19 protein-coding genes, 1 tRNA gene, 2 pseudogenes and 1 riboswitch are annotated in these 26,248 nt (G+C 65.8%); of the genes and pseudogenes, 9 read left to right on the plus strand and 13 right to left on the minus strand.

Going from position 1 to position 26,248, the window contains the following annotated elements:
• Positions 1-73: 73 nt before the first annotated feature.
• Entirely contained in the window at positions 74-1,825 is a 1,752-nt protein-coding gene (gene ggt, locus BRA1253DRAFT_RS24100) for a gamma-glutamyltransferase (RefSeq protein WP_035993882.1), read from the minus strand.
• Positions 1,826-1,924: 99 nt separating this feature from the next.
• Between ggt and BRA1253DRAFT_RS24105 the strand changes: the two genes are divergently transcribed.
• Positions 1,925-3,310 (plus strand): MFS transporter, encoded by a 1,386-nt coding sequence (locus BRA1253DRAFT_RS24105; RefSeq protein ID WP_007598669.1) that lies wholly within the window; start codon positions 1,925-1,927, stop codon positions 3,308-3,310.
• A 100-nt stretch (positions 3,311-3,410) separates the two neighbouring features.
• Here the strand turns inward: BRA1253DRAFT_RS24105 and purH are convergent, their stop codons facing one another.
• The 3 genes from purH to BRA1253DRAFT_RS24120 all read right to left on the minus strand — a co-directional run bounded on the left by purH (position 3,411) and on the right by BRA1253DRAFT_RS24120 (position 8,390).
• Positions 3,411-5,003: a bifunctional phosphoribosylaminoimidazolecarboxamide formyltransferase/IMP cyclohydrolase gene (gene purH, locus BRA1253DRAFT_RS24110; RefSeq protein WP_007598670.1), complete on the minus strand. Its 1,593-nt coding sequence runs from the start codon at positions 5,001-5,003 to the stop codon at positions 3,411-3,413.
• A 25-nt stretch (positions 5,004-5,028) separates the two neighbouring features.
• Positions 5,029-5,110, minus strand: a riboswitch (ZMP/ZTP riboswitch).
• Between the two features lie 59 nt (positions 5,111-5,169).
• Positions 5,170-6,888 carry a heparinase II/III family protein gene (locus tag BRA1253DRAFT_RS24115; protein ID WP_007598671.1) on the minus strand — a complete coding sequence of 573 codons (1,719 nt, stop codon included), beginning with the start codon at positions 6,886-6,888 and terminating at the stop codon, positions 5,170-5,172.
• Between the two features lie 155 nt (positions 6,889-7,043).
• On the minus strand, positions 7,044-8,390 hold the full coding sequence (locus tag BRA1253DRAFT_RS24120; RefSeq protein WP_007598672.1) for an RsmB/NOP family class I SAM-dependent RNA methyltransferase: 1,347 nt from the start codon (positions 8,388-8,390) through the stop codon (positions 7,044-7,046).
• Positions 8,391-8,577: 187 nt separating this feature from the next.
• Between BRA1253DRAFT_RS24120 and BRA1253DRAFT_RS42935 the strand changes: the two genes are divergently transcribed.
• Positions 8,578-8,787, plus strand: a complete 210-nt coding sequence (locus tag BRA1253DRAFT_RS42935) for a DUF1674 domain-containing protein (RefSeq protein WP_088941367.1) — start codon at positions 8,578-8,580, stop codon at positions 8,785-8,787.
• 411 nt (positions 8,788-9,198) lie between these two features.
• On the opposite strand, the pseudogene BRA1253DRAFT_RS45340 reads toward BRA1253DRAFT_RS42935, so the two are convergent.
• Both BRA1253DRAFT_RS45340 and BRA1253DRAFT_RS24130 read right to left on the minus strand, forming a co-directional pair.
• A pseudogene (locus tag BRA1253DRAFT_RS45340) lies at positions 9,199-9,660 on the minus strand (FAD/NAD(P)-binding protein); the annotation flags it as partial.
• A gap of 140 nt (positions 9,661-9,800) precedes the next feature.
• Complete coding sequence (locus BRA1253DRAFT_RS24130; protein WP_007598674.1) at positions 9,801-11,831, minus strand: methyl-accepting chemotaxis protein; 2,031 nt, start codon at positions 11,829-11,831, stop codon at positions 9,801-9,803.
• Between the two features lie 252 nt (positions 11,832-12,083).
• Between BRA1253DRAFT_RS24130 and BRA1253DRAFT_RS24135 the strand changes: the two genes are divergently transcribed.
• Positions 12,084-12,677, plus strand: a complete 594-nt coding sequence (locus BRA1253DRAFT_RS24135) for a thermonuclease family protein (protein WP_007598675.1) — start codon at positions 12,084-12,086, stop codon at positions 12,675-12,677.
• A 55-nt stretch (positions 12,678-12,732) separates the two neighbouring features.
• On the opposite strand, the gene BRA1253DRAFT_RS24140 is transcribed toward BRA1253DRAFT_RS24135, so the two are convergent.
• Complete coding sequence (locus tag BRA1253DRAFT_RS24140) at positions 12,733-13,248, minus strand: L,D-transpeptidase (RefSeq protein ID WP_007598677.1); 516 nt, start codon at positions 13,246-13,248, stop codon at positions 12,733-12,735.
• Between the two features lie 451 nt (positions 13,249-13,699).
• Positions 13,700-15,646: an acetate--CoA ligase gene (acs, locus tag BRA1253DRAFT_RS24145; protein ID WP_007598679.1), complete on the minus strand. Its 1,947-nt coding sequence runs from the start codon at positions 15,644-15,646 to the stop codon at positions 13,700-13,702.
• 400 nt (positions 15,647-16,046) lie between these two features.
• On the opposite strand from acs, the gene BRA1253DRAFT_RS24150 reads away from it, so the two are divergent.
• On the plus strand, positions 16,047-17,216 hold the full coding sequence (locus BRA1253DRAFT_RS24150) for a DNA topoisomerase IB (RefSeq protein ID WP_007598681.1): 1,170 nt from the start codon (positions 16,047-16,049) through the stop codon (positions 17,214-17,216).
• Between the two features lie 11 nt (positions 17,217-17,227).
• On the opposite strand, the gene BRA1253DRAFT_RS24155 is transcribed toward BRA1253DRAFT_RS24150, so the two are convergent.
• Positions 17,228-17,683 carry an SRPBCC domain-containing protein gene (locus tag BRA1253DRAFT_RS24155; protein ID WP_007598683.1) on the minus strand — a complete coding sequence of 152 codons (456 nt, stop codon included), beginning with the start codon at positions 17,681-17,683 and terminating at the stop codon, positions 17,228-17,230.
• Between the two features lie 101 nt (positions 17,684-17,784).
• On the opposite strand from BRA1253DRAFT_RS24155, the gene BRA1253DRAFT_RS24160 reads away from it, so the two are divergent.
• Positions 17,785-18,879: an adenylate/guanylate cyclase domain-containing protein gene (locus BRA1253DRAFT_RS24160; protein WP_007598685.1), complete on the plus strand. Its 1,095-nt coding sequence runs from the start codon at positions 17,785-17,787 to the stop codon at positions 18,877-18,879.
• Positions 18,880-18,960: 81 nt separating this feature from the next.
• On the opposite strand, the gene BRA1253DRAFT_RS24165 is transcribed toward BRA1253DRAFT_RS24160, so the two are convergent.
• Genes BRA1253DRAFT_RS24165 through tsaD form a run of 3 tightly spaced genes read right to left on the minus strand, consistent with a single transcriptional unit; the run spans position 18,961 to position 21,433 of the window.
• Positions 18,961-19,374, minus strand: a complete 414-nt coding sequence (locus BRA1253DRAFT_RS24165; RefSeq protein ID WP_007598686.1) for an EVE domain-containing protein — start codon at positions 19,372-19,374, stop codon at positions 18,961-18,963.
• A gap of 2 nt (positions 19,375-19,376) precedes the next feature.
• Positions 19,377-20,357 (minus strand): NAD(P)H-dependent glycerol-3-phosphate dehydrogenase, encoded by a 981-nt coding sequence (locus tag BRA1253DRAFT_RS24170; RefSeq protein ID WP_007598687.1) that lies wholly within the window; start codon positions 20,355-20,357, stop codon positions 19,377-19,379.
• Positions 20,358-20,359: 2 nt separating this feature from the next.
• Entirely contained in the window at positions 20,360-21,433 is a 1,074-nt protein-coding gene (tsaD, locus tag BRA1253DRAFT_RS24175; protein ID WP_007598688.1) for a tRNA (adenosine(37)-N6)-threonylcarbamoyltransferase complex transferase subunit TsaD, read from the minus strand.
• Positions 21,434-21,598: 165 nt separating this feature from the next.
• On the opposite strand from tsaD, the gene BRA1253DRAFT_RS24180 reads away from it, so the two are divergent.
• The 4 genes from BRA1253DRAFT_RS24180 to BRA1253DRAFT_RS24195 all read left to right on the plus strand — a co-directional run bounded on the left by BRA1253DRAFT_RS24180 (position 21,599) and on the right by BRA1253DRAFT_RS24195 (position 25,668).
• A complete protein-coding gene (locus tag BRA1253DRAFT_RS24180) occupies positions 21,599-22,345 on the plus strand; it encodes a uroporphyrinogen-III synthase (protein ID WP_007598689.1) in 747 nt (248 codons plus the stop codon).
• A 69-nt stretch (positions 22,346-22,414) separates the two neighbouring features.
• Complete coding sequence (locus tag BRA1253DRAFT_RS24185) at positions 22,415-23,656, plus strand: COG4223 family protein (protein WP_007598690.1); 1,242 nt, start codon at positions 22,415-22,417, stop codon at positions 23,654-23,656.
• A 36-nt stretch (positions 23,657-23,692) separates the two neighbouring features.
• On the plus strand, positions 23,693-25,492 hold the full coding sequence (locus tag BRA1253DRAFT_RS24190; protein WP_007598691.1) for a heme biosynthesis protein HemY: 1,800 nt from the start codon (positions 23,693-23,695) through the stop codon (positions 25,490-25,492).
• Between the two features lie 100 nt (positions 25,493-25,592).
• Positions 25,593-25,668, plus strand: a tRNA-Thr gene (locus tag BRA1253DRAFT_RS24195).
• A gap of 311 nt (positions 25,669-25,979) precedes the next feature.
• On the opposite strand, the pseudogene BRA1253DRAFT_RS43695 reads toward BRA1253DRAFT_RS24195, so the two are convergent.
• Positions 25,980-26,248 (minus strand): annotated as a pseudogene (locus tag BRA1253DRAFT_RS43695) (IS481 family transposase); the annotation flags it as partial.

Here is a 26,248-nt window from a genome sequence, read left to right on the forward strand (position 1 = left end):
GGCCTCGCGGTGGTAGCACGCGCGGCGGCCTGCGCAAGCCGGCCGCCGGCCTTCGCGCCATGCAACGACAGGGTTACTGCCCCGCTGCTTCCGCACCCCGGCTACGCGGATCGGGCGCGCCGAGCGGACCGTTGGCGGTCACCGCAATCGAATTCGCCGATGTCTGCCCCATCGGCGTGACGATGAGATGATCCATCGCCTTCAGCTCGAGCAGCACATTGTCGGAAAAGCCGCTCTCGATCCGGACCTCGTCGGGCAGCCATTGGTGGTGCAGCCGCGGTGCGACCACGGCGGCCGCCACGTCCATCTTGTAATCGAGCACGTTGACGATCACCTGGAGCACGGTCGAGATGATGCGGCTGCCGCCGGGCGAGCCCGTCACCAGAACCGGCTTGCCGTCCTTCAGGACGATGGTCGGCGACATCGAGGACAGCGGCCGCTTGCCCGGCCCGGGCAAATTGGCCTCGTAGCCGACAAGGCCGTAGGCATTGGAAGCGCCAACCGCCGCTGTGAAATCGTCAAGCTCGTTGTTGAGCAGCACGCCGGTGCCGTCGGCGACGAGGCCGACGCCGTAACTGAAGTTCAGCGTATAAGTGTTGCTGACTGCGTTGCCGCTGCCGTCGACGACGGAAAAATGCGTGGTGTTGCTGCCCTCGTGCGGTGAGGTCGCGGTGGAAACGAGCTGTTTCGACGGCGTGGCGCGATCGGCGGAGATGGTTGCCCGCAGTTTAGCGGCGTAATCTTTGGCGGTGAGCGTCCCGATCGGTGCGTTGACGAAGGCGGGATCGCCGAGATAGCGCGCCCGGTCCGCATAACCGCGCTTCATGGCCTCGATCAGCAGATGCAGCGAAGCCGGCGATCCCTGTTTAAGATCGGCGAGCTGAAAACCTTCGAGGATATTAAGCGTCTCCACCAGCACCACGCCGCCCGACGACGGCAAGGGCATCGACACGATGTCATAGCCGCGATAGGTGCCGCGCACCGGGGCGCGGATCACCGCCTGATAGGATTTCAAATCGGCCGGCGTCATGATGCCGCCCGCGTCGGCCACGGCCTTGGCGAGTTTCTCCGCGACCGGCCCCTCATAGAAACCGCGCGGGCCCTGTGCGGCGACAGCCGACAGCGTTTCGGCGAGGTCGCTCTGCACCAGCCGGTCGCCTTCACTGAGTGGCGTGCCATCGGGCCGCGAGAAGATCCTGGCCGAGGAGGGCCAGCGCACCAGCCGCTTGTGCCAGCCCGGCAGCGTGTCGGCGATGTCGTCGCCGACGAGGAAGCCATCGCGGGCGAGCGCCATTGCGGGCTCGAGCAGTTGCGCCAGCGTGAACCGGCCCGAGCCATATTTTTCCAGCGCCAGCGCAAGACCCGCAACAGTGCCGGGCACGCCGACGCCGAGCGCGGAATCCCGCGACTTCGCCGCATCGGGCTTGCCGTCGGCACCGAGGAAGATCTGGGGCGTGGTCGCAGCCGGCGCGGTCTCGCGATAATCGATCGTGATGTCTTCGTTGCGCTCAGTGGAATGAATCACCATGAAGCCGCCGCCGCCGATATTGCCGGCGCGTGGATAGGTCACGGCCATCGCAAAGCCGGTCGCGACCGCGGCGTCGACGGCATTGCCGCCGCGCCGCAGGATGTCGGCGCCGACCAGCGCAGAGATTTTCTCCTGCGCCACCACCATGCCGTGCTCAGCGGGAACGGCATGCACCGTGTCGAGCGCGGGCGGTACATAGGCCCGCCGCGCATCCTGCGCGGTCGCGGCCGGAAGTCCGAACGCCAGAGTGGCAAGGAAGGCGAAAAATGTCCGCCGTGTCGAAAAAGACGACATCATCAAACTTCCGCAAAGGCCATGGGCAGTTCACATGCAGCGCTGCAATGCTATACGGTTTGCCCAGACAGAGGCAAAACTGTTCGTGATGAGGATTATGGAGTGACGACGATCGCCCCGGATGCGCGCATCGCGGGCGCGCAGCGGACCTATCCGCCGCGTAGCGCCGTCGTCAGCTGGATCTTCTTCGACTGGGCCGCGCAGCCTTATTTCACGCTGATCACGACCTTCGTGTTCGCGCCCTATTTCGCCACCGGCATTGCGCCGAATCCCGCCACCGGGCAATCGCTGTGGGGCTTTGCGATGGCTGCCGCGGGCCTCGCGATCGCGTTGATGTCGCCGGTGTTGGGGGCTATCGCCGATGCTTCAGGCCGCAGGAAGCCATGGATCGCGGGATTTGGCGCAGTGCTGGTGCTGGCATCCTGCACGCTGTGGATCGGGAAGCCCGGCGATCCCTCGATCGTTCCGCCGCTGCTCACCGCGGTCGCGCTCGCCAGCGTCGGCGCGGAATTCGCCACCCTCTTCAACAATGCGATGATGCCGACGCTGGTGCCGCCGGAGCGCATCGGCCGGCTTTCCGGCACCGGCTGGGCGACGGGCTATGTCGGCGGCATCGTCAGCCTGATCATCGTGCTCGGCCTGCTCGCCGCGAATCCCGAGACCGGTCGCACGCTGCTCGGGCTCACGCCTCTGTTCGGGCTCGATCCCGTCAGCCATCAAGGCGACCGCGCCGCCGGACCGTTGACCGGGCTTTGGTTCATCATTTTCGTGACGCCGATGTTCCTGTTCACGCCGGACTATCCGGCGAAGCGCCCGGTGCGCGAGGCGCTGCACGAAGGCTTGTCGGAGCTGAAGCAATCGATCAAAGGTCTGCCGCAGCAGAAATCGCTTGCGGCGTTTCTACTCGCCAACATGATCTACACCGACGGTCTGGTGTCGCTGTTTGCCTTCGGCGGCATCTATGCTGCCGGCACGTTCGGCTGGCACACGATCCAGATCGGCACCTTCGGCATCATGCTCGCGATCGCCGGCGCGTTTGGCGCGTGGTTCGGCGGCAAGCTGGACGATCGCTTCGGGCCGAAGCGCGTGATCGCCGGCAGCATGCTGGTCCTGCTGCTGGCGCTGGCGGCGATCCTGCTGGTCGACAAGGATTCGATCTTCTTCATCAAGGTCGCGCCGCCCACGCCCGGCGGTGCATTGTTCGCCGCTGCGTCAGAGCGCGCTTATCTGGTGCTGGGCTGCCTGATCGGTGCAGCCGGCGGTCCGCTGCAAGCCGCCTCACGCACGCTCCTGATCCGTCTCGCACCGAAGGACCGCATCGCGCAGTATTTCGGTCTGTTCGCGCTGACTGGGAAAGTGACGTCCTTCATCGGCCCGCTGCTGATCGGCGTGATCACCGCGGTGACGGCGAGCCAAAAGGCCGGCATGGCCGTGCTGGTGGTGTTCTTCGTTGCGGGGCTGGCGCTGTTGATGCGGGTGCGGGAGTAGCTTCGTAGCCCGGATGGAGCGAAGCGCAATCCGGGAAGGTCTCTCCGTGAGGCGAGAACCCGGATTTCGCTTTCGCTCCATCCGGGCTACCGCCATTCAATCAATGCCTGAAGTGGCGCGTGCCCGTGAACACCATGGCGATGCCATGCTCGTCGGCAGCCTTGATGACCTCGTCGTCGCGCATGGAGCCGCCGGGCTGCACCACGGCGGTGGCGCCGGCTTCGATGCAGGCCAGCATGCCGTCGGCGAACGGGAAGAACGCATCCGACGCCACCACCGAGCCCTTGGTGAGCGGCTCGGCGAGCTTCAGCTCGGCGGCCGCATCCTGGGCCTTGCGTGCCGCGATCCGCGCTGAATCGACCCGGCTCATCTGGCCGGCACCGATGCCGACGGTGGCGAGATCCTTGGCGTAGATGATGGTGTTGGACTTGACGTGCTTCGCCACCCGAAACGCAAACTTCAGGTCGCGCATCTCGGCATCAGTGGGCGCGCGCTTCGTGACAACCTTGAAGGTCATGTCGTCGACCACGGCGTTGTCGCGACTCTGCACGAGGAGACCGCCCGCCACCGTCTTGGCGGTGAGGCCGGACGCGCGCGGATCGGGCAGGCTGCCGGCGAGCAGAAGCCGAAGGTTCTTGCGCGCGCCGATGATGGCGATCGCTTCCTCGCTTGCGTCGGGCGCGATGATCACCTCGGTGAAGATTTTCGTGATCTCGCGCGCGGTGTCGGCATCGAGTGCGCGGTTCATCGCGATGATGCCGCCGAAGGCCGAGGTGGAATCGCAGGCCAGCGCCTTGCGGTAGGCGCTGACGAGGTCGGAGCCCTCCGCGACGCCGCAGGGATTGGCATGCTTGACGATGACGCAGGCCGCGGTGCGCTTGGCGTCGAACTCGCCGATGCATTCATAGGCCGCATCGGTGTCGTTGATGTTGTTGTACGAGAGCTCCTTGCCCTGGAGCTGCCGCGCGGTCGAGACGCCCGGCCGCTTGTCGGGGGTCGCATAGAACGCCGCGGTCTGGTGCGGATTCTCGCCATAACGCAGCGACTGGATCAGCCGGCCGCCGAAGGCACGGAAATCGGGCGCGTCGATCTCGAGCTGGCGGTTGAACCAGTTCGAGATCGCGGCGTCATATGCAGCAGTGCGCGCGTACGCCTTGGCAGCAAGGCGCCGGCGCAACTTCAGCGTGGTTGCGCCTTTGTTGGCGGCGAGCTCGTCGAGAACGGCCTGGTAGTCCTGCGCCTCGACCACGACGGCGACGTCGTCATGGTTCTTCGCGGCGGCGCGGATCATCGCGGGGCCGCCGATATCGATGTTCTCGATGCAATCCTCGAAGCCCGCGCCTTTGTCGACGGTCGCCTCGAACGGATAGAGATTGACGACGAGGAGATCGATCGGCGCGATGCCATGCGCCGTCATCGCATCCGCATGGTCCTTGTTGTCGCGGATCGCGAGCAGGCCGCCATGCACCTTCGGATGCAGCGTCTTGACGCGGCCATCCATCATCTCGGGGAAGCCGGTCAGCTCGGAGACGTCCTTCACCTCAAGGCCGGCCGCGGCGATCGCCTTTGCGGTGCCGCCGGTCGAGATCAGTTCGACATCGTGCGCGGCAAGCGCCTTTGCGAAGTCGATCAGGCCGGTCTTGTCGGAAACGGAGAGAAGGGCGCGGGTGACGCGGCGGGGATGGTCAGTCATGAGCAAGATCCTCTGTCTGAAGGAGTGTCTATGCCCAGGCGCGCGGCTTCTCAGTCCCGCGCTTCCCGATGGTGCTCCATCCAAGGTCGCCAGTCGCGCGAGCGAGGGCTCGATAGCAGTTTTCGATCGCTTTCACAACGTTCAGATCGGGCCGAATCACATGCGTCTACAGCGGAAGTTCCGGCTCCCGCCGCGCATTTCTGCGGGCATTCGTGACTGCCGGCGAGGCGCTGGAGCGGACAAAACTCCAGCGGATCGAGGGCGCCTGCCGCGCATCCTGGCGGATCACGATCTGCGCGGTGCGGCGCGGGCCGTCATTGCCGGCCAGGGATACGCTGTCCTCCAGCTCCACCTTGTCGTCGAGCGCCTCGAAGGTCCAGACGTCGCGGTTCGGTAGCACCAGCATGACGCCGCGGGCATCGGACAGCCGGCTCGCCTTCACCGCCGGGTGCAGATGGAATCGCAGCGCGAAATCGGCATCCGGACCCTTGAATCGTCCGCCTTGCGGCGGCGACAGCGTGTCCTCGCCGTCGATGCGCGCGCCGTCATTGGCGATCATCAGCACGCGGCGGTGGATCGCGCCGAATTTTGTCAGGTAACCGTCATGCGACGTCGTCAGCAGCGTGCCGTTCTGCACGATTTCGCGATAGCTCTCGACCTCGACGGGGCCGCTGGTGACCGGAGCACCGTGCAAGAGCCGCTTCATCGCCGACATCTCCACGAACTGGCATGACGAGGTGTCGTGGTAGGTCAGCGTCGAATGCGCCGCCGTGCCGCGTGCGAACGGCCGCCAATTGTCGCGGCCCGTGGCCGGCATGCCGCAATTGGTGACGATGCGGCTGATGCCGGAGGACAGTTCGAACGACAGGCAGCCGGCATGGGCGTCGTGGCTGACGCTGGCTGCCGGCGGCGGGCCAGTGTCGATAATCAGCGTGGTCTGGCCGGCATCGAGGCGCTGGAAACCCGTATGCGGCATGTTCGACATCGGCGCGCCGTGGGTGTCGTCATAGGCAAGCAGCGTCGCGAGCAGGTCCGAGGGCGTCGCGCTCATGCCGTTGAACAGCGCGAAATTGCCGTCGCCGTGGCGGAAGAAGCGCAGCATCGGCATCATGCGGTCGATCGCGTTGAGCAGCGCGGGCGGCGGCGCGATATTGCGCGCGGCAAAGGTCTGCCGCAGCGGCAACAGGTCGATCAACAGCTCGATCAGCGCGCCCGGGTTGCGCGAGACATGCCCGCCGTCGGGCAGGATCTGCCGCTGCAATTCATCGGAGAGCTTTTTCGAGGTGCTGCGGATGTGACTTGCCTGGTTGGCGAGGCACAGCGCCGCATAGCACAGCGCGATCAGCACCTGGAGCTTCGGCACTCCGTCGGGGATGTTGACCATGGTGTAGCGCAGCAAGCGGATTTCGCGCGCCAGCGCGCGCAGATAACGGCGGTAGAATTTGTTGTCGGTATCGTTCAGCACCAGCGGTGCCTGCGACAGCAGGGAGATCACGCGCCGCGCCAGCACGTCGGCGCGTCGCGCGACGGGACGGCGCTTGCTGGCAGGGTTGGCGATCCAGTCTTCGATCAGCGAGCGCGCATTCGCGCGCGTCAGCGCGGTGTCGGCGGCGCGCAAATGGCGCAGCCAGCCGAAGCCGAGCAGCGCGACCTCCCAATCCTCCGAGGGCGGCTCGAGATCGAAGATCGATCGACCGTGGCAGTTGACGATCTTGCCGGCGAAGACGAAGCGGCCGGCATAGATCTCGGCGGCGCGGGTCGCATCCGCGGTGCGCAGATCATGCGGCGCGATGATCAGCCGGTCGGCGCGGCCGGGCCAGACCCGCGACAGGGCGACGGAACCGCCGCTCGCGCGCGCGAGCATGTTCCGCGCGAAGCGGTTCATCACCAGCGTCGAGATACGTCTGCGTTGAGCGACCGACACGCCTTGCCTTGATGGGGAGAGGATTCCGACGAATCCTTATTAATCCCAAAATCGGACGGCCGACACCACCTTGAACGACGCGAATCAGCGCCGTGGTTGCAAAATCCAGTGCAAAATCAGGATTTAACGAGCCGGGCCGCGAAAAATCCGTCGAGCCCGCCGAGCTTGGGATCGGCGTTCGGCAGATGGCTGGGCAGAGTGCGCAAATCGCCCTCGGCGGTGACGATCTCGCTGAGCCCCGACACCTCGGACGCATCGATCGGGACCCGGCGAAGCCCAGGCTCTGCGGCCAGCAGCGCGGCGACCGCATGCTCGCCCTCTTCGGGTTCCAGCGAGCAGGTACAGTACACCAGCGTCCCGCCGGGCTTGAGCAGCGGGACCGAGTTTTGCAGCAGCCTCCGCTGGAGCACGGTCATTGCTGCGATGTCGGATTCCTGACGGAGCCAGGAGACATCAGGGTGGCGGCGGATCGTCCCGGTCGAGGTGCAGGGCGCATCGATCAGGATGCCGTCGAAGCCATCGGCCGGACCCACCCATTCCGCGGCGTCGGCGACGACAGTCTCGGCCTGGAGCGACAACCGCGTCAGATTCTCACGCAGCCGCGCCACCCGGGCAGGCGAGCGGTCGATGGCCGTGACATGCGCACCGGCCTGCGCCAGCTGCGCGGTCTTGCCGCCGGGAGCGGCGCAGAGATCGGCGATGGATTTGCCCTTGATGTCGCCGAACAGCCGGGCCGGCAGCGCAGCGGCGGCGTCCTGCACCCACCATTGTCCTTCGGCGAAGCCGGGAAGCATGGTCACCGCGCCGTGCAGCACCGTACGCACCGATCCCGTTGGCAGCACTTCGCCATGTAAGCGGCTCGCCCATTGCGCGGCGTCCGACTTCACGGTCAGATCCAGCGAAGGATCGTGGCTGAGCGCGAGCGCCATGTCCCTTGCGACCGTCTCGCCGTAATGCGCGCTCCAGCGCGCGACCATCCAGGGCGGCAGGTCCAGCGACTGCGCCGCAACCTCGTCCACCAGCGCCTTGCCCTCGCGGGCGCAGCGGCGCAGCACGGCGTTGACGAGGCCGGCATAGCGCGCGGCGCGCCGGTCGGATTGCACGAGGCGAACGGAGAGATCGACGGCCGCGTGATCGGGCACATCCATCCAAAGGATCTGGGCAGCGCCGATCAACAGCGCGCTCTGCGCGCGCGGCGCGTCGGAGGGAATGCCCTTGTCGAGCAAGCGGGACAGCACATGGCCGAGCGTGCCGAGCCGGCGCAGCACGGTGGCGACCAGGCGGCGCATCAGCGCGCGGTCGCGATCGGGGAGCGTCTTCAGTCCGGGATGGGCGCCGCTGCCGTCGAGCTGCTCGTCAAGCGTGCGGTGCTTTTGCAGCACGCCGTCGACGATGTCGGCGGCAATCCGCCGCGCCGCGAGACCGGGCACTTCGGATGGAGGAGCGAAACGTTGAGAAGGCATGCGGAAACAAGGTTCTGAGCGAGCGGCAGTTCGCCGTAATGGGCGCATGCCTTGAGAAGGCGATCTCTGGCACGCGAATATGCCAAATGTAAGAATCGCTTCCGGGTTTTTCAGCCCTTTCGGAGCCATTTCAGGAATGCGTTATTGGGCGTCGCGTCGCGGGCCGTCCCGCGCTAGAAAGCCGACGATGAGTGACCAGCCTCCCGTTTCCGACCGCAAGCAGCTCACACCGGCCGCCCAGCGTGCGCTGGCCGAGGCCGAAGCGCGCCGGCAGGCTGCGGCAGTCCGAGCCAAAAACGACGGCCAGGCGACGCCAAAGGAGTTGCAGGGGCCAAAAGGACCCGAACCGACCCGCTATGGCGATTGGGAGCGCAAGGGCATCGCTTCCGACTTCTGAGCTCTGTGCCGGCGAACTCGGACGCCACGCCGCGCTGCTCGACGGCGACAATCTGCGCCACGCCGTCTGTCCGAACTGCTGCTGGAGACCACCGGGCACCGCAAGGTGCTGCCAATGAATTCCACCGATTCCAGATAGGGGCAGCGCGTCGCGGAAGTCGTTCGTGGTTGCGGGAACAGTCGCCGGCTGCACCGTGGGAAACAGGCCGCTTCTGGAGAGGCAAGTCATCCTGACGGCTTGGTGGGTCTTGGCCAGCGCCGTTGCAGTGTCGACCGCGCTGAGCCCGCTTCCGAGGATACCGATCTCGAAGCCGTCGCGATCCGCGAAGGTGAATTGCGCATAGGGATCGCGGAGATAGTTCGGGATTCCTGTGAGACCGTAGTGATCGTCGGGCGCGTTGTGACCGGTGCAGAGGACCAGCAAAGACGAGATATGCGTGATGTTGCGGTCGGTCGTCAGCAAGACATCGCGATCCGGCGAGAGCCGCATGCGGACGATTTCGGCATCTTCGACATGGACGGACAGACCGGCGCTGCGGCATTGAGCGATCGCGGCCAGTCGCACTGCGTCGAGATAGTCCCTGTAGACCATCCGCGGCAGATGCTTGTTGCCGTGGCAGCTGAGACCGCGGACCCGAAGCCAGCGCAGAAACTCCTCCGGATCGCCCGGACGGATCGACATCGTCGACGCCTTCATGTTGAGCAGGTGGCGATCGCTCTGCGTGCGATAGGCCGTCCCACCATCGAAGCCGGATTTATCGAAGAGCTGAATTCCGCTGATCGCGTGGTGGTCTCGTCCCGATGTGGCGAGCTCCGCCAGATGACGCAGGATCGTGATGCCGGTTGCGCCGCCGCCGACAATGCTGATGATCATCGCTCAATCCCCCATTTGCCATGTTTGACCCAGGCGCGAGCGGGGGCTCGGCGTGGGGGCCTCCCAAAGCCGTTGATTGATGGACGGGTCGGAAAGTGGCGTGCGGCCGGCCTCAGGTCGGCCGCATGATTTGCGGCGCCTCAGGCGGCCCGCACCGTGTCAAGGAACTTTGCGACCTCGTCCTTGAGGCGACCGCTCTCGGTCGAGAGCGAGCGCGCGGATGCGAGCACCTGCGTCGACGCCGAACCGGTGGCGCTGGCGCCGTGACTGACCTGGGCGATCTTGTCAGCGACCTCGACCGTTCCCTTGGCGGCTTCGCTGACGTTGCGTGCGATCTCGGCGGTTGCAGCCCCCTGCTCCTCGATGGTGGCAGCAATGGTGGTCGAGATGTCCGAAATCTTGGAGATGGTCGTACCGATCTCCTTGATGGCGCCGACGGAATCTTGCGTCGCGGTCTGCATGCCGGCAATCTGTGCGCCGATCTCGTCGGTGGCACGCGCGGTCTGGGCCGCGAGTGCCTTGACCTCGCTGGCCACCACGGCAAACCCACGGCCGGACTCGCCGGCGCGTGCGGCCTCGATGGTCGCATTGAGCGCCAGAAGGTTGGTCTGCTCCGCAATCGCAGTGATCAATTTGACGACGTCGCCGATCCGGCCTGCGGCCTTGAGCAATTCATTGATCCGGGCGTCGGTGCGCTCGGCCTGCTGCACCGCCTCGCCGGCGATGCGGCTGGAATCATGGACCTGACGGCCAATCTCGACGACCGATGCGCTCATTTCCTCGGCAGCGGATGCTACGGCTCCGACGTTGGCGGATGCTTCCTCTGAAGCGGCGGCCACCATTCCGGAAAGCTGCTCGGTCTCTTCGGCCGTTCCCGACAGCGTGCCGGCGGCGGATTCGAGTTGTTGCGAAGCGGTTGAAACCGAGTTCACGATGCCGCCGACCGCGGCTTCGAATGCGTCGGCGAGCTTGATCATCTCGTTCTTGCGTCGGGCGGTCGCTGCGGCCTCCTGATCCTTCTGCTCGGCCTCCATCTGCTCGATGCGGATCAGATTGTCCTTGAACGTGCTTGCCGCACGGGCATTGTCGCCGACTTCGTCGCCGCGGGAGGTGTAGGGAATCTCGACGGCCTTGTTGCCTCCGGCGAGCTGCAGCAGCACGTCGCCGATGCGGCGGATGGGCCGGGCGATGCTCAGCACCGAAAATAGCGCCGAGCCGGCCAGGACCAGGATCACGAGGACGCCGACGATCAGGCTGACTTGGGTGGCCTGCTCCAGCGCGGTGACGAGCTGGGTCTGCCGCAGAGCCATAAACTCATTGTTGGCGGCGACCAGCTTGTCGACACGCGTCGTGATTTCCCTGGCGGCCGGAAGCACCCGCTCGTCGAAAATGCGCCTCTTCGCTTCCTCCGCCTTCATGACTGTGCCGGTTGCCGCCTTGTAGCGCCCCGCGAGCCCGGCGAGCGCGTCGATTCCATCAGCGATATCCTTGTCGCCGGCGGACTGACGAACCTGCTTGAGAACGCGGATCATGGCGTCGGCCCGTCCGGCGATATGGTCCTTCTGCGCGACGTCGCCGGTCGCCGTGAAATGCCAATCGGCCGCGCTGACCGCCTTGAACAAGGCGTCGGCTTCGCGCAACGCGACCTCGACGTTGAGGTGGTTCTGCGATGCGACGAGTGCGGACGACGCCAGCAGTTTCTCGATAGCCTTGTTCCAGGCCTCTTCGATCTGGTTTGCTGCGGCGAATTCGGTGACGGCGGTGCGACGTGCCTCGCCAAGATCGTTGCCGGCCTTCAGAGAGGCCTCGAGCAGGATCTTGACCTCGCGGCAGAGCTCTTTGGCTTCGGCGCGCCTGGACCGCTCTAATGCGGCGTCCATTTCGGTTGTGGCAGCGGCGATGGAGCCGCGCAACGTTTCGAGATGTTTGCCGAGACCCTCGGCTGAGGATGCGGATCCGATTTCCGCTATGGCGAGGCGTGCCCGGGTCACTGCGAGCTCGGCCCCTTGGGCATTGGCCTTGTTGGCGGTGTTGATGACCACCAGCCGGCTCAGATCCGCGATCTGCTCGTTGCGGACGAGCTGGTTGGCAAGCATGCCACCGACGAGAAGGACCCCCGCGCTCGCGGTCAATCCGAGCTTTGTACCGATGCGAAACTTGAACGATGCCATGCTTACCGCTCCCCCACACGCATACCGAGTACTCGGCCTTAATACTAAACAACGGCTGAAGATCAAACTCCGTACAACTACAGGAGGTATCGATTGGAGAGTGCTCGGAACAGCGTGGCGCGCATAGGTGCGATTCTACGGAGCAACGTTCCGGACTTCCGCGACCACGATCAGGCGACGGACCACCAAGTCGGCATCCGATGGTGTCTTGAAGGTGCCTTGCCGGCTTCCCCGACTCAGCCCTAGCCTGCAATGATGCGTTTCCAGGATCGTCCCAATGCCTATCGGCCGCAGTTCGGCGGCTCGCCTTTCGGTCGCCGTTTCTCGGGGCTGTTGCCGTGGATGTTCGTGGTCGGCGTCGTGGTGGCGATCGTGCTCACCTTCCGGCATGGGCCGAACTGGCCCGTTCCGCATGGCGCCGACGGCCGGTCGCAGGAAGCCGAGATCATCCTCGAGCAATCTGGCAATGCCGATGCTCGCCAGCCCGTCGACGTCATCCGCACCATCGACGGCGACACCTTTCTCGCGCGCGTGCATCAGCAGGGTGGCCGCGACCTCGTCGCGCGCGTTCGCCTGCGCGGCATCGATGCACCCGAGATGAAAGCCTCCTGCCAGGAGGAACTGGACAAGGCCGAAGCCGCGGCCCGCGCATTGCGCGATCTGCTCGGGCAAGGTGGCGTGACGATTACCAATCTCGGACCTGACAAATACGGACGCGTTCTCGCTGACGTCGCGACGAAACGTACGGCCAATGTCTCGGCGGCGTTGCTCGCCGGCGGCTACGCGCGGAGCTACAATGGCGGCCATCGCGACGGCTGGTGCGCGCGGAGTTGGCGCTTCTGGTGACAAAAAAGCCGCGTCGAAAGACGCGGCTCTTGCCGTCTCACCCCGATGCCGGCGATCAGCGCGTCACGACCACCGTGGTGCCGACCGAGACGCGGCTGTAGAGATCGGTGATGTCGTCGTTGAGCATGCGGATGCAGCCATAGGAGACGAAGCCGCCGATCGAGCCCGGCACGTTGGTACCGTGAATGGCATATTCACCACCGGACAGCGTCATCGCCGCGACGCCCATCGGATTGCGCGGTGAGCCGCCCGGGATAACGTCCGGGATGCTCGGCTTGTCGCGCTTCACTTCGGCAGGCGGCGACCAGGCCGGATTGCGGTACTTGCCGTCGATGCGGGTGGTGCCGGCCCACTGCTTGCCGGACTTGCCGACGCCGACCGGGTAGCGCACGGCGTGGCCGTTATCGAGGACGAGATAGAGCCGACGCTCGTTGGTTTTGACCACGATGGTGCCCGGCGAATAGTCGGCCAGGTGCGTCCCCACCATTTCCGGCCGCGCCTGCGCCGCCGTCGACATCAAGACCCCAGCCCCGACGGTGGCGGCCAGCGCCACAGCAATCCTCATCGACATCGATTTTCCCCCTGCCCCGAACGGACCGTCCAAAATTACGCAAAACCGGCAATCGCTGGCTCGCCAAGTCCTTGTTGCAAGTCCTTGTCAGGGGACATTCTTAACCGCGCTTGTTAACCGGATGGTTTCCACGCACGGCCGCCAAGGGCCAGCCAGCAGGGGGAACAAAGGAAATGTTCGAAACAAAGTAAATGACCTGAAAACAACACTCGGCGGGAAAGATGCCCGGCCGCCGGGGCGCGGCCTGACAAGTGCGTGAGGAGGTGAACGACCGTTGTTCGGGGGAGCGCTAACGCGGGGATGGGTCTCGTGTCCCGGACGCGGCGAAGCGCGAAGCGGTGCGACGGAAGGCCGGGACCCAGAAAGCCTCAGAGTCTGCTGTTGCATGGGCCCCGGCTCTGCAGCGCACCGCTAACGAGCGCTGCGCTGCGTCCGGGGCACGAGACCGCCTTTACGCCGACTTCTTGTTCTGCCGGTTCTTGACGAGGTCGTCGACCACGCCGGGATCGGCCAGGGTCGAGGTGTCGCCCAGGCTGCCCGGCTCGTCCTCGGCGATCTTGCGCAGGATGCGGCGCATGATCTTGCCGGAGCGCGTTTTTGGCAGACCCGGTGCAAACTGAATCTGGTCGGGCGAAGCGATCGGGCCGATCTCCTTGCGCACCCAGGTGACGAGCTCCTTGCGCAGATCCTCGGTCGGCTCGATGCCGGCCATCAGGGTCACATAGGCGTAGATGCCCTGGCCCTTGATGTCATGCGGGAAGCCGACCACGGCGGCCTCCGACACCTTCTCATGCGCGACCAGTGCGCTTTCGACTTCGGCGGTACCCATGCGGTGGCCGGAGACGTTGATGACGTCGTCGACGCGGCCGGTGATCCAGTAATAACCGTCGGCATCGCGTCGGCAGCCGTCGCCGGTGAAATACTTGCCCTTGTAGGTCGAGAAATAAGTCTGCTCGAAGCGGGCGTGGTCGCCATAGACCGTGCGCATCTGGCCCGGCCATGACCGCGTCAGGCACAGATTGCCTGATGTCTCGCCGTCCAGCACGTTGCCGTCGGCATCGACGATCTCGGGCATCACGCCGAAGAATGGCTGCGTCGCCGAGCCCGGCTTGAGCTTCGTGGCGCCGGGCAGCGGCGTGATCAAAATGCCGCCGGTCTCGGTCTGCCACCAGGTATCGACGATCGGGCAGCGGTTGTCGCCGACGACGCGGTGATACCACTCCCAGGCTTCCGGATTGATCGGCTCGCCGACCGAGCCGAGCAGGCGCAGGCTGGCGCGCGAGGTCTTCTTCACGGGCGCGTCGCCGCTCTGCATCAGCGCGCGGATCGCGGTTGGCGCGGTGTAGAAGATGTTGACCTTGTGCTTGTCGATGACGTTCCAGAATCGCGAATTATCCGGGTAATTCGGCACGCCTTCGAACATCAGCGTGGTCGCCCCGTTGGCGAGCGGTCCGTACAGAATGTAGCTGTGGCCGGTGACCCAGCCGACGTCCGCGGTGCACCAGTAGATATCGCCGTCGTGATAGTCGAAGACGTATTGATGCGTCATCGCGGCGAACACGAGATAGCCCGCGGAGGTGTGCAGCACGCCCTTGGGCTGGCCTGTCGAGCCCGAGGTGTAGAGGATGAACAGCGGATCCTCGGCGTGCATGTGCTCGACCGGGCATTCCGTCGTCACCATCTTGGCGGCGTCGTGGTACCAGAGGTCGCGCGAGGGATTCATTTCGACCGCGCCGCCGGTGCGCTTGACCACGACCACCCAGTCGACGCCGTCTGCCTTGGCGAGCGCCGCGTCGACGTTGGCCTTCAGCGGCACCTTCTTGCCGCCGCGCAGGCCCTCATCCGCGGTGATGATCACCTTGGACTGGCAGTCGTTGATGCGCTGGGCGAGGCTGTCGGGCGAGAAGCCGGCGAACACCACGGAGTGAATCGCGCCGATCCGCGCGCAGGCCAGCATCGCGTAGGCCGCCTCCGGAATCATCGGCAGGTAGATGGTGACACGGTCGCCCTTCTTGACGTTCCGGGTGCGCAGGATGTTGGCCATCCGGCAGACCTCGTCGTGCAGCTCCTTGTAAGTGATGTGCCGGGATTGTGAGGGATCGTCGCCTTCCCAGATGATCGCGGTCTGGTTGGCGCGGCTGTGGAGATGCCGGTCGATGCAATTATGGGCGACGTTGAGAACGCCGTCCTCGAACCATTTGATGGAGATGTTGCCGGGCGCGAAGGAGACGTTCTCGATCTTGGTCGGAGCGTGCATCCAGTCGATGCGCTTGGCCTGCTCCGCCCAGAAACCGTTCGGGTCCGAGATCGAGCGGGCGTACATGTCCTTGTATTTGGCCTGGTCGACCCAGGCGCGCTTCGCCCATTCCGCGGGGACGTCGTAGATCTTCTCGGACATGTTTCCCTCCAGATACGGCAAGCCGAGCACAGACCACTGGCGAGCCGACTTGATCGTTGAACCGATTATGCGTCGGGCTAACCGGACCCGACAAGGTGCACAAGCTGGACCTTCGGCGAGCAGCCTGCCATGCGGAGGATCAAGCCGCTTCTTGCGACTGTCGCAGTTTTGAAACAGGGCAACGGGCGGCTTTCGGGTCTTTATCCAGATCGTCGGAATGGGCCCGCGCAGAGCGCCATGCACCCAGCAGAGGTATTTAGAAACCGTCTCTCACTGATTCGGGACTCGCAATGCGGTTCGGAACACCCTAAATGGCCAACCCGGGTCCAACGAGACCCCTTGGAACGAAAATCAGAACAGCGGCATTGACCGATAACAGACAGGGCTAAGGCATAAGACTATGATGGATCAGCAGAATCTCGGGACGATACGGCCCGCTTCAGCCGATCCTGCAGCCATTGCGCTGGCCAAAGCCCTCGGACAATGGCCGAAACCGGCCGGTTCCGGCCGTCCCAGCCCAAAAAAAGTGTTCGACGCGGCGCCTGCGGCGACGGTCGAGGCCCTCGCCAAGGAACTGGGCCTGCGGCTCGGCGACCAGAACGAGCTGACCATCCGCCGCATCAGGCGCGGCAAGGGCTATTCCTTCGTGCGGCACAACGGCGTCCACATCCGCGATCCCCGCACCATTCGGCGGCTGCATTCCATGGCGGTGCCGCCGGCCTATCGCGAGGTGCGCTACTCGGCCGATCCAAGCACGCATCTCCAGGCGGTGGGACGCGATGCCGCGGGCCGGCTGCAATATCGCTATCACGCCGATTGGGAGAAGGTCCGCGAGCAACGCAAGGCGCATCGCCTTGAAAAACTCGTCGGCGCGCTGCCCAAGATCCGGCGCAAGGTCTCGGCGTTCCTGTCGGGCGACGAGCCGACCCGCGAGTTCGCGCTCTCGGCCGTCATCGAACTGATCGCGCGCACCGCGATCCGCCCCGGCAACGAATCCTATGCCCGTCTCAACGGCCCCCGCGGAGCCACCACGCTGCTGAAGTCCAACGTCTCGCTGGAAGACGACAGCTTCGTGCTGACCTTCAAGGCGAAGGGCGGCAAGGCCGTGCGCAAGGAGTGCGACGCCGCCAAGCTCGTGCGCGCCATCGGCATTTTGCAGGGCGTTCCCGGCAAGCGCATGTTCCAGTATCGCGATCCCTACGGCATCGTGCGTGCGGTCAGCACCACACAGGTGAACGCGTTTCTGCGCGAGATCGCCGGCATCAAGATCTCGCTGAAGGATTTCCGCACGCTGATGGCCTCTGCGGTTGTGGTGGAATCGCTGTCGCGGATCACGCCGGCGACCAGCCAGCGTGGCCGCAAGAAGCAGGTGCTGGAGGCAATCCGCGGCGCCGCCGATCAGCTCTCCAACACGCCGGCGATCTGCCGCAAGAGCTATGTTCACGACACCATCGTCACCGCGTTCGAAGACGGCATCCTCGAACGCTTCGCCGCGACCATGAAGGGCCAGCGCTCGCAGGCCAGGCGCGAGCAGCTTTTACAGCAGGTGGTGGCGACCGCGGCGGTCTGACCTCGGCGTCGTTACGCCTTGTTGGAAACGCCGTTGTCGGGACCGGGATCGCCGCCCGCGGCTGCCGCCGTGAGCCGTCCCAGATAATGCGCCCATCCCGTCGCGTGGGCGGCAGCCTGTTCCTCGGTCGGCAGCCCGCTATGGGTCATGCACAGCAATGTGCCGCCGTCGCGTTCGATCAGGTCGATCTCGATCAGGCTCGAGCCGGGCGGCACTTCCTGGCCGCCCTCCCATCCGAACGTGTAGGCAAGACGATGCACCGGCACGACTTCGCGGAACGCGCCGCGGGCGACGCCACCGCGAGGGCCGATGCCTTTGAGCAGATATAGCCCGCCGGGATGCGGCTCCGTGGTCGCGTCGGAACCCATCCAGCTCAAAATCTTCTCGGGGTCGGTCAGGTAAGCGAAAACGGTGGCACGTGGGGCGGCAATCTGGGTCTCGCGTCGCACTATGAACGGTTCGGTCATCCGCGATCATCCCTGGGCTGACACTGGGACATGGCGGCGCGCGAGCGGCCCGTCAAGGATTGCCCGTGACAAAGACGGCCTGGCATCGTCATGATCGGGCCATGCACCTCTCTCCGACGCTCGCCTGGCTTGTCGACGCCGCCGCCGATAGCGCCGGGGCCGACCGCCTGCTCGCGGACCTCGGCGCACATCTGGTCGCCGACGGCGTGCCGCTTGCGGCAGGCAGCCTGACGCTCGAGGTGCCGCATCCGCTGATCGCGAAGCGGACCTGGTTGTGGCGCGCGGAGAACGGCCGGGTGATCGAAGCGCTCGGCTTCGCACCAGGCGGCCTCGCGCCCGACCCGCCCAACGATGCCGGCCGCCGCTGGCTGCGCGACATCGCGGACGGTGAGGTGCACGAACATTTGGTCGGACGGCCTGACGGGCCGTTGCTCGGCTGGATCGGGCCGCGTCCGTTCACCGCAGACGAGACCGAGCAATTGCGCCAGGCCGCGCGTTTCGCCGCGACGCCCCTTGCGGTGCTTGCCGCGCGTGCCACGTTGCGCGCGACGTTGGATGCTTATCTCGGCAAGCGCAGCGCGGAGCGGGTGCTGGCGGCACCCCTGCGGCGCGATCTCGGCGAGACTATACAGGCCGCGCTGCTCTATGCCGATCTGCGCAACTTCACGCTCCTGTCGGAAACCAATCCGCCTCCCGACGTCATCGCGGCGCTCGATGCATGGTTCGATCGCATCGCCGGCGCGGTTCACGCCTTCGGCGGCGAGGTGCTGAAATTCATCGGCGACGGCGTGCTCGCGATCTTTCCGGTGGTCGGGGCGTCACCGCGCCAAGCGTGCGATGCAGCTCTGCGTGCCGCGAGCGCAGCCGAAGCCGGGATGGCGTATCTCAACGCGGAGCGCCGTGCCCAAGGTGTGCCGCCACTCGCGTTCGGGGCGGCGCTGCATCTCGGCGAAATGCTGTGGGGTAATATCGGCGCCGCCAACCGGCTCGATTTCACGGCGATCGGCCCCGCCGTCAATCTCGCCAGCCGGCTCGAAGGATTGTGCAAGCCGCTCGGCAGAACCGTGCTGGCGTCGGGCGCGCTCGCCGCCGAGACGGACATGCCTCTGATCGCGCTCGGATCACATTCGCTGCGCGGCATTGCCGCGCCATGCGAGGTGTTTGCGCTGCCGGAGACGCGAACTCCGATATCGTAGCCCGCATGAGCGTAGCGACATGCGGGATCGCAGCAGTAGTCCCGGATATCGCTTCGCTCATCCGGGCTACAGTGCCTAAGCCTACATCCCACCCATCTTGCAGACGAGCTTCCATTCCTCGGCCGTCACCGGCTGCACCGAGAGGCGCGAATATTTCACCAGCGCCATGTCGGCGAGCTTCTTCTCGGCCTTGATCGCCGCCATCGTCACCGGAATCTTCAACGGCTTGTCGGCCTTGATGTCGACGCAGACGAATTTCTCGGTCTTGTCGGTCGGATCGGGGTAGGCTTCCTTGACGATCTCCGCGATGCCGACGATCTCCTTGCCCTCGTTGGAATGATAGAAGAACGCCTTGTCGCCCTTTTTCATTGCGACGAGGTTCTGGCGCGCGGTGTAATTGCGCACGCCGGTCCAGGCCTCGCCCTTGGCGCCCTTCGCCACCTGCTGGTCCCAGGACCACACCGATGGTTCGGATTTCACCAGCCAGTACGCCATGTTCATTCCTCTGCCTTGAAAGGTCGCGTCATGAGCCCCGAGATCGCGGCGTCGATCGTGCTTCTGCCGGTCAGGATCGATGCGACGGCTTCCGATACTGGCATTTCGATGTTTTGCGAAGCCGCGAGCTCGATCAGGACCGGCGCGGTGAATTCGCCTTCGGCAAGCTTGCCGGCGGGCGGCTGATCGCCGCGGCCAAGCGCCAGGCCGAGCGCGAAATTGCGCGATTGTGGGCTCGAGCAGGTCAGGATCAGATCGCCGAGGCCAGACAAGCCCGTGAGTGTTTCGCTGCGTGCGCCGAGCGCGCGGCCGAGGCGTGTCAGCTCGGCAAAGGCGCGGGTGGTGAGGGCGGCCTGGGCGGAAGCGCCGAGCTTGCGCCCGACCGCGATGCCGACCGCGATCGCCAGCACGTTCTTGGCGGCGCCGCCGATCTCGACGCCGCGGACATCGGTGGAGTGATAGGGCCGGAAGGTCGTCGAGCCCAGCGCCTGCACCAGGCTGTTGGCCAGCGCTTCGTCCCTCGCCGCCAGCGTGACCGCGGTCGGCAGACCACGCGCGACATCGTCGGCAAAGCTCGGGCCCGACAGGATCGCCGGCTGCGCGTGGGACGCGGCCTCGGCGATCACGTCGGTCATGAATTTATGGGTGCCGTGCTCGATGCCCTTGGCGCAGGCAATGATCGGCACCGGCTTTTCCAGGTGCAAGGCGAGCATGTTGACAGCACCGCGCAGATGCTGCGCGGGCACCGCGATCAGCAGCATGTCCGCCTGCGCGGCGAGGGCCAGATCGCTCGTCACGACGATATCCGGAGCAAGCCGCACGCCCGGCAGCCGCGGATTGTCGCGGCTCAATGCGATTCGCGTCGCGTGCTCGGGATTGCGCGCCCACAGCGTCACGTTCCGTCCGGCCCGAGCCGCCACCATCGCCAGCGCCGTGCCCCAGGCGCCGGCTCCAATCACCGCAATCGATTGGAACGCTGTCATTGCTAGAATCCCGCGCGCGTCTTGCCGTATCCGGCCGGTGCCGTCGCGTTCGCATCGAGCAGCCAGCGCGCGCGAGGCTGTGCTTCCATCGTGTCGGTCATGCCGAGTGCGAGACGTTCGGCGCCGGCCCAAGCGATCATTGCACCATTGTCGGTGCAGAGCGCCGGCGGCGGCATGATCAATTGTGTTCCGGCTTTCCTCGCAACGTCATGCAGCGCGTCGCGGATCGCCTGATTGGCGGCGACGCCGCCGGCCGCCACAAGCGCGCGCGGTGCGCCGAACTGCTCGCGGAAAAGTTTGAGACCTACGCTCAACCGGTCGGCGGTGGAATCGAGCACGGCAGCCTGGAAGCTCGCGCAGAGATCGTTGACGTCCTGCGGTGTGATCTCGGCCAACCGGCTTGCTTCGTTGCGCACCGCCGTCTTCAATCCCGATAGCGAGAAGTTGGCGTCGGGGCGTCCCTGCAACGGCCGCGGAAACGCAAATCGCGCGGGATCGCCGCTCTTCGCCGCGCGCTCGACCTGCGGTCCGCCCGGATAGGGCAGTCCCAGCATCTTCGCGACCTTGTCGAAGGCCTCGCCGATCGCATCGTCGACGGTGGTGCCGAGCCGCACATACTGGCCGACGCCGGTGACGGCGACGATCTGGGTATGGCCGCCCGAGGCGAGAAACAGGCAATAGGGAAATTCGAGTGCGTCGGTCAGGCGCGGCGTCAGCGCATGCGCCTCCAGATGGTTCACCGCGACCAGCGGCGTGGCGTGCACCATCGCGATCGCCTTCGCGGTGGTGAGCCCGACGATGACACCACCGATCAGTCCTGGGCCCGCGGCGGCCGCGACACCGTCGAGCTGGGCGAAGTCGATGCCGGCCTCGTGCATGGCGCGGTCGATGATGCCGTCGAGCAGGTCGACATGGGCGCGGGCCGCGATCTCCGGTACCACGCCGCCGAAACGGGCATGCTCCTCGACCTGCGACCACACGATATTCGACAGGATCTTGCCTGCGCCGTCAGGCGCACGCTCGATCACCGCCGCGGCGGTCTCGTCGCAGGTGGTTTCGATGCCCAGTACCAGCATTGGCGAATTGTTATCCAATTTGCGCCCTTCTCACCCCCCCTTGCGCTCATCCGCAAAGCAGAGTTCTGGTACGTCCGGTAGCATTCCGGGGTCGGCCAACGCAATCGTCACGCGCGGCCGTTCCTCGTGAAAGCGCCACCGCCACGTGGTTCGGGAACACAAGCGATGTCCATTCTTGTCACACGGCCGCATCCCGACAATGAGGCGACGTCGGAAAATCTGCGTGCACGGGGTCATGTGGTGCTGCTCGCGCCGGTGCTCAAGTTCGAACCGGTCGCCTTCCATGCCGAGAGTGAAACGAGCTACAGCGCCGTCATCGTCACGTCGGCCAATGCGATCCGTGCCGTCGCGCCGCGATTGCAGGACCTTGGTCTCCTGGAGCTGCCGCTGTTTGCCGTCGGCGAGCACACGGCCGCCGCCGCGCGCGATGCCGGCTTTGCCGAGGTGATCGTCGCCGGCGGCGACGGTACTGCCCTGCGCGACAAGGTGATGCAGAGCGCGCGCGACAAGCGGCTGAAGAAAAAGGGCACGTTGCTCTATCTCGCGGGCGCGGATCTGTCGCGCGACCTCGGAGGCGAGCTGAGCGCCGAAGGCTTCAACGTCGTCACGCACACGACCTATCGCATGGCGCCGGTCAAGCTGTTGCCGCGCGATGTCTGTGAGGGCTTTGCCGCCCATGGGATCAGGGCGGTGCTGCACTACTCCCGGCGCAGTGCGCGGGCTTTCCTGGAGGCCGCGCGGGGCGAAGGCGTCGAAATCTCGGCTCTGGCGATCCCGCAATGCTGCCTGTCCGAGGCCGTCGCCGGCGTGCTGCGCGAGGCCGGTGCCTCGCAGGTTCTGGTGGCGGCGACGCCGGACGAAAATGCCTTATTTGACACCTTGGAGCGTGCTTTGCGCACCCGTTTGGCGTAAGAGGTCGGGCCGAATCCGACGCAATCGGGTCCGTTCGTTCAGGGCAGGTAAGTGTGAGGAACCGTCACGATGGCCGACGACAAGCCTGAAGACGCAGGATTGGCTCCCGAGTCCGGCCGCGCCAAGCGCATCCCGCCCACCATCGACCTCGAGGCGACGGAAGTCTCGACCCAGCCGCAGGAGGTGGCGGGCGAGCCTGAGGCAGCGACCCAACAGGCCGCGCATGAGCTGGCCAAGTCCGAAGAGGACAAGTCTGAAGAAGCCAAGTCCGAAGAAGCTAATGCCGAGCCGCAGCCCGAACCTGCCGCGGAGGAGTCTTCCGTTGCGTCCGCATCGGTATCGCCGTCGATTTCGCCTTGGGTTATCGCGCCGTTCTCCGGCGCTGTCGCAGCCGCAATTGTGATCGCGGTCGGCTGGATACTGGGCTGGCCCGCGGTGCAGGCACCGCCGGCTGCTCCGCAAGTGACGGGCGCAGCCGTCGACGCGCTAAGCGGACGCATTGCCGCGGTCGAAGCCAAGGCGGGCAAGCCTGCCGCCGATCCGGCCATGGTGGCGCGGATCGATGCGCTGGAGAAATCCGCAACGAGCCTGCGCAGCGAGATTGCCAATCTGCGCGCACAATCCGACAAGACTGCGAGCGCCCTGAACGACGCGACATCGGCGCCGCGCGCTGCCGCGCCCGATCTTGCCGCTCTCAACGACCGCCTCGCTCAGCTCGAACGTGCCAGCAAGACCGAACGTGCGGAACTCGCACAGCAAAGCGAGAAGATCGCCGACGCGAAAACGATGGACGACAAGCCGCTGCGCCATGTGGTGGCGGCGGCCCTGCTCGACGTCGCCGTTCGCCACGGCGATGCCTTCGAGTCGCAGCTCGCCGCCGCGCGGTCGCTGGCAGCAAAGCCAGATATGCTGAAGCCGCTCGACACCTTTGCATCGTCAGGCATTCCGACGCCGGTCGCATTGAGTCGCGAGCTCCTCAACATCGTGCCAAAATTGTCGCCGCCGGCGGAAGCTCCGGCCAGCGGCACCGGCATCGTCGAGCGCCTTCAGGCAGGGGCGTCAAAACTCGTCCGCATCGAGCGTACCGACGGGGTCGGCAACGATCGCGGCGCCATCGTCGCGCGGGTGACGGCGGCTGCGTTGCGCAACGATTTCGTCGAGGCACGGCGCGAGTTGAAGACGCTGCCCGAGGCCGATCGTGCACCGGCGCAAGCCTGGCTCGACAAGGCCGATGCCCGTGACGCCGCGCTCGCAGCCTCACGCAAATTCGCCGACGCCGCCATGGCGGATCTCGTCAAGCCTGGTCAATAAAGGTTCGCGCAACAATCAGCGCGTATAGGGATCGTCATGCTTCGCATCGTCCTCTTCCTCGTCCTGATCGCGCTGGCGGCGGCTGGCGCGGCCTGGGTCGCCGATCAGCCTGGCGACCTCGTCCTGACCGCGGGCGCCTTCCGCGCCACAACGACGCTTCCCCGATTCGTATTCTTGCTTGGCCTCTTTGCCGCGGCAGTCGTGCTGGTCTGGAGCCTGCTGACGATGGCCTGGCGCGCTCCGGGGCGTCTGCGCCGCCGTCGTCACGAAAAGCGCCATGCTCGCGGCCGCCACGCCATCACCCACGGCCTGCTTGCGATCGGCCATGGCGACACCGCGCTTGCTCGTCGCCACGCCGATACCGCGCGGCGGCTGGCCGCAAACGATCCGCTCGCGCTTCTCCTGCATGCGCAATCCGCGCAGCTCGAGGGCAATCGCGACGAGGCCCAGCGCGTCTTCCGTGCCATGGCCGAGCGCGAGGACACGCGCCTGCTCGGTCTGCGCGGCCTGTTCATCGAGGCGCAGCGCGCCGACGATGCGGTCGGCGCCGTGATGATCGCCGAGGAAGCGATCAAGCTGTCGCCGTCCTCGACTTGGGCCTCGCAGGCGGTGCTCGGCTTCCGCTGTGCGCGCGGTGACTGGAGCGGCGCGCTCGCGATCCTCGATTCGAATCTGTCCGCGGGCCTGATTGACAAGCAGGCCTATCGCCGCCAACGCGGCGTGCTGCTCGCCGCCCGCGCGCTGGAATTGGAAACGATGGACCGCGACGTCGCGCGCGAGAGCGTGATGCAGGCGGTCAAGCTCGCGCCGACCCTGGTTCCGGCCGCGGTGCTCGCTGCAAAATTCGAAAGCGAGGCGCATCAGGTGCGCCGCGCCATGAAGCTGGTGGAAACTGCCTGGCTCGCTAATCCGCATCCTGATCTCGCGGATGCCTATGCGCATGTGAAGCTCGGCGATTCCGCGCGGCAGCGCTTGCAGCGGGTCGAGACGCTCGCCGCCAAGATTCCTGCCGACAAGACTGGTTATGTCGAGGGCCAGCTGGCGATCGCGCGCGCCGCGATCGATGCGTCCGAGTTCGCCCGTGCGCGCGCGGTGCTGGCGCCTTACGTCAACGATCCGACCCAGCGCGTGGCGCTGCTGATGGCGGAGATCGAGCGCACGGAGCATGGTGACGGCGGCCGGGCCCGCGCCTGGACTTTGCGCGCGGTGCGCGCCCGCCATGATCCAGCCTGGACCGCGGACGGTTATGTCAGCGATCGCTGGCGTCCGGTTTCCCCGGTCACCGGTCGCCTCGACGCGTTCCAGTGGCAAACGCCGGTCGCCAGTCTTCCTTCCGACAGGGGCGCGATGATCGAATCCTCAGCCTTCGAGGAAGCCATGCTGGCGGCTCCGCCGCCGAAGCGGGTGACGGCGGCCCCGAGCGAAAGCCCGGCGGAACCGGCTGTCATGGCGCCGGATCCGGTGCCTGCTGCGCAGGACAATTCGCCGCCTCTTGAAGCCAAGGAGGACGCCAAGGAAACCACCGAGGAAACTGCCAACGAAGCGGCAAAGGGAGAGCCGGCCGTCACGCCAGCCGAGCCGGTCAAACCGGCCCCTGAGATCGCCGAATCATCGCCGGTAGCCGCGACGCCGGTGTTCCGGACCCGCGCCGACCTTGGCAAGCCCACGCAAGCACCTATTCCCGCCGTCATCCCGATCGTCCGCGCCCCGGATGATCCCGGGATCGACGACGAGGGCCCGAGCGATGAATTTACGGAACAAATCGGCACGCCCAGGGACCATGCAAAGGCCCAGGCCGGCGGCTGGCGCGGATTCTGGTCCCGCTGGGGCGGGTGAGCGGCATTTGGGAGCCGGCTCCACCTTGCCAATTCGGGCCATGCCCGATATCAGGAGCGCGCGTAACGGGACCGGCCTCGCGCGGGCCCCGGCATGGTTCGCCGCAATAGCTCAGTTGGTAGAGCACGTCATTCGTAATGACGGGGTCGGGGGTTCGAATCCCTCTTGCGGCACCAGCGCCCCAGTGTCCAGACCGGAGACATAGGTAACAGGTCGTACCTAAGACATGGGTGACAACCTCGTGCCGAACGGGTTGTCGAGGGGTTTCAAAGTCGTTTACTCCAAAAGTCGATCCAGTTTGAGGCCGCTGGTCAGCGATCTGCTGTGTTCCGGCGAGACGCATCCATGGCCTGGCCATTGTTGCTTGGCTCGCGCTGTCGCCGTCAACCCCGCGCGTGCCGCGCCCCTGTGGGCTTCGGGGGTTGACCGCGACAGCGGAGCAAGCAAAGGGCCTGCCATGCCAAGAATGCACGAGAGCGCGTCGCGCTCAGGGCGCTGCGGTGGCAACTGAGACATCGGTGACGGGCTTCTGGCCGAACGGGTTGTCGAGCGGCTGCAAGGTTTTCTGCTCCAGATCGAAGTAACCGAGATCGTAGTGCATGAAGCTGACGAGCCAAATGCCCTCGTCGACCTCCTTGATGCCGAGCTTCTGACCGGCCAGCACGGTTGAGATGTTGATCTTCTTGCGATGCAGGCAGAGCCGCCCGCAAGCGGTGACGACAATGTCGCGGTCGTGGAAGGGGTAAGTCAATTCGG

Source organism: Bradyrhizobium sp. WSM1253 (assembly GCF_000244935.1).
GTDB lineage: Bacteria > Pseudomonadota > Alphaproteobacteria > Rhizobiales > Xanthobacteraceae > Bradyrhizobium > Bradyrhizobium canariense.

Bases quoted from the DNA above. Each gene is read 5' to 3' on its own strand.
- BRA1253DRAFT_RS24190 (WP_007598691.1), top strand. From the start codon at position 23,693: ATGCTTCGCATCGTCCTCTTCCTCGTCCTGATCGCGCTGGCGGCGGCT.
- BRA1253DRAFT_RS24160 (WP_007598685.1), top strand. From the start codon at position 17,785: ATGCACCTCTCTCCGACGCTCGCCTGGCTTGTCGACGCCGCCGCCGAT.
- BRA1253DRAFT_RS24120 (WP_007598672.1), bottom strand. From the start codon at position 8,390: ATGCCTTCTCAACGTTTCGCTCCTCCATCCGAAGTGCCCGGTCTCGCG.
- BRA1253DRAFT_RS24140 (WP_007598677.1), bottom strand. From the start codon at position 13,248: ATGTCGATGAGGATTGCTGTGGCGCTGGCCGCCACCGTCGGGGCTGGG.
- purH (WP_007598670.1), bottom strand. From the start codon at position 5,003: ATGACTGACCATCCCCGCCGCGTCACCCGCGCCCTTCTCTCCGTTTCC.
- ggt (WP_035993882.1), bottom strand. From the start codon at position 1,825: ATGATGTCGTCTTTTTCGACACGGCGGACATTTTTCGCCTTCCTTGCC.
- BRA1253DRAFT_RS24165 (WP_007598686.1), bottom strand. From the start codon at position 19,374: ATGGCGTACTGGCTGGTGAAATCCGAACCATCGGTGTGGTCCTGGGAC.
- acs (WP_007598679.1), bottom strand. From the start codon at position 15,646: ATGTCCGAGAAGATCTACGACGTCCCCGCGGAATGGGCGAAGCGCGCC.
- BRA1253DRAFT_RS24135 (WP_007598675.1), top strand. From the start codon at position 12,084: ATGATGCGTTTCCAGGATCGTCCCAATGCCTATCGGCCGCAGTTCGGC.
- BRA1253DRAFT_RS24170 (WP_007598687.1), bottom strand. From the start codon at position 20,357: ATGACAGCGTTCCAATCGATTGCGGTGATTGGAGCCGGCGCCTGGGGC.
- tsaD (WP_007598688.1), bottom strand. From the start codon at position 21,433: ATGCTGGTACTGGGCATCGAAACCACCTGCGACGAGACCGCCGCGGCG.
- BRA1253DRAFT_RS24150 (WP_007598681.1), top strand. From the start codon at position 16,047: ATGATGGATCAGCAGAATCTCGGGACGATACGGCCCGCTTCAGCCGAT.
- BRA1253DRAFT_RS24130 (WP_007598674.1), bottom strand. From the start codon at position 11,831: ATGGCATCGTTCAAGTTTCGCATCGGTACAAAGCTCGGATTGACCGCG.
- BRA1253DRAFT_RS24180 (WP_007598689.1), top strand. From the start codon at position 21,599: ATGTCCATTCTTGTCACACGGCCGCATCCCGACAATGAGGCGACGTCG.
- BRA1253DRAFT_RS24185 (WP_007598690.1), top strand. From the start codon at position 22,415: ATGGCCGACGACAAGCCTGAAGACGCAGGATTGGCTCCCGAGTCCGGC.
- BRA1253DRAFT_RS42935 (WP_088941367.1), top strand. From the start codon at position 8,578: ATGAGTGACCAGCCTCCCGTTTCCGACCGCAAGCAGCTCACACCGGCC.
- BRA1253DRAFT_RS24155 (WP_007598683.1), bottom strand. From the start codon at position 17,683: ATGACCGAACCGTTCATAGTGCGACGCGAGACCCAGATTGCCGCCCCA.
- BRA1253DRAFT_RS24115 (WP_007598671.1), bottom strand. From the start codon at position 6,888: ATGAACCGCTTCGCGCGGAACATGCTCGCGCGCGCGAGCGGCGGTTCC.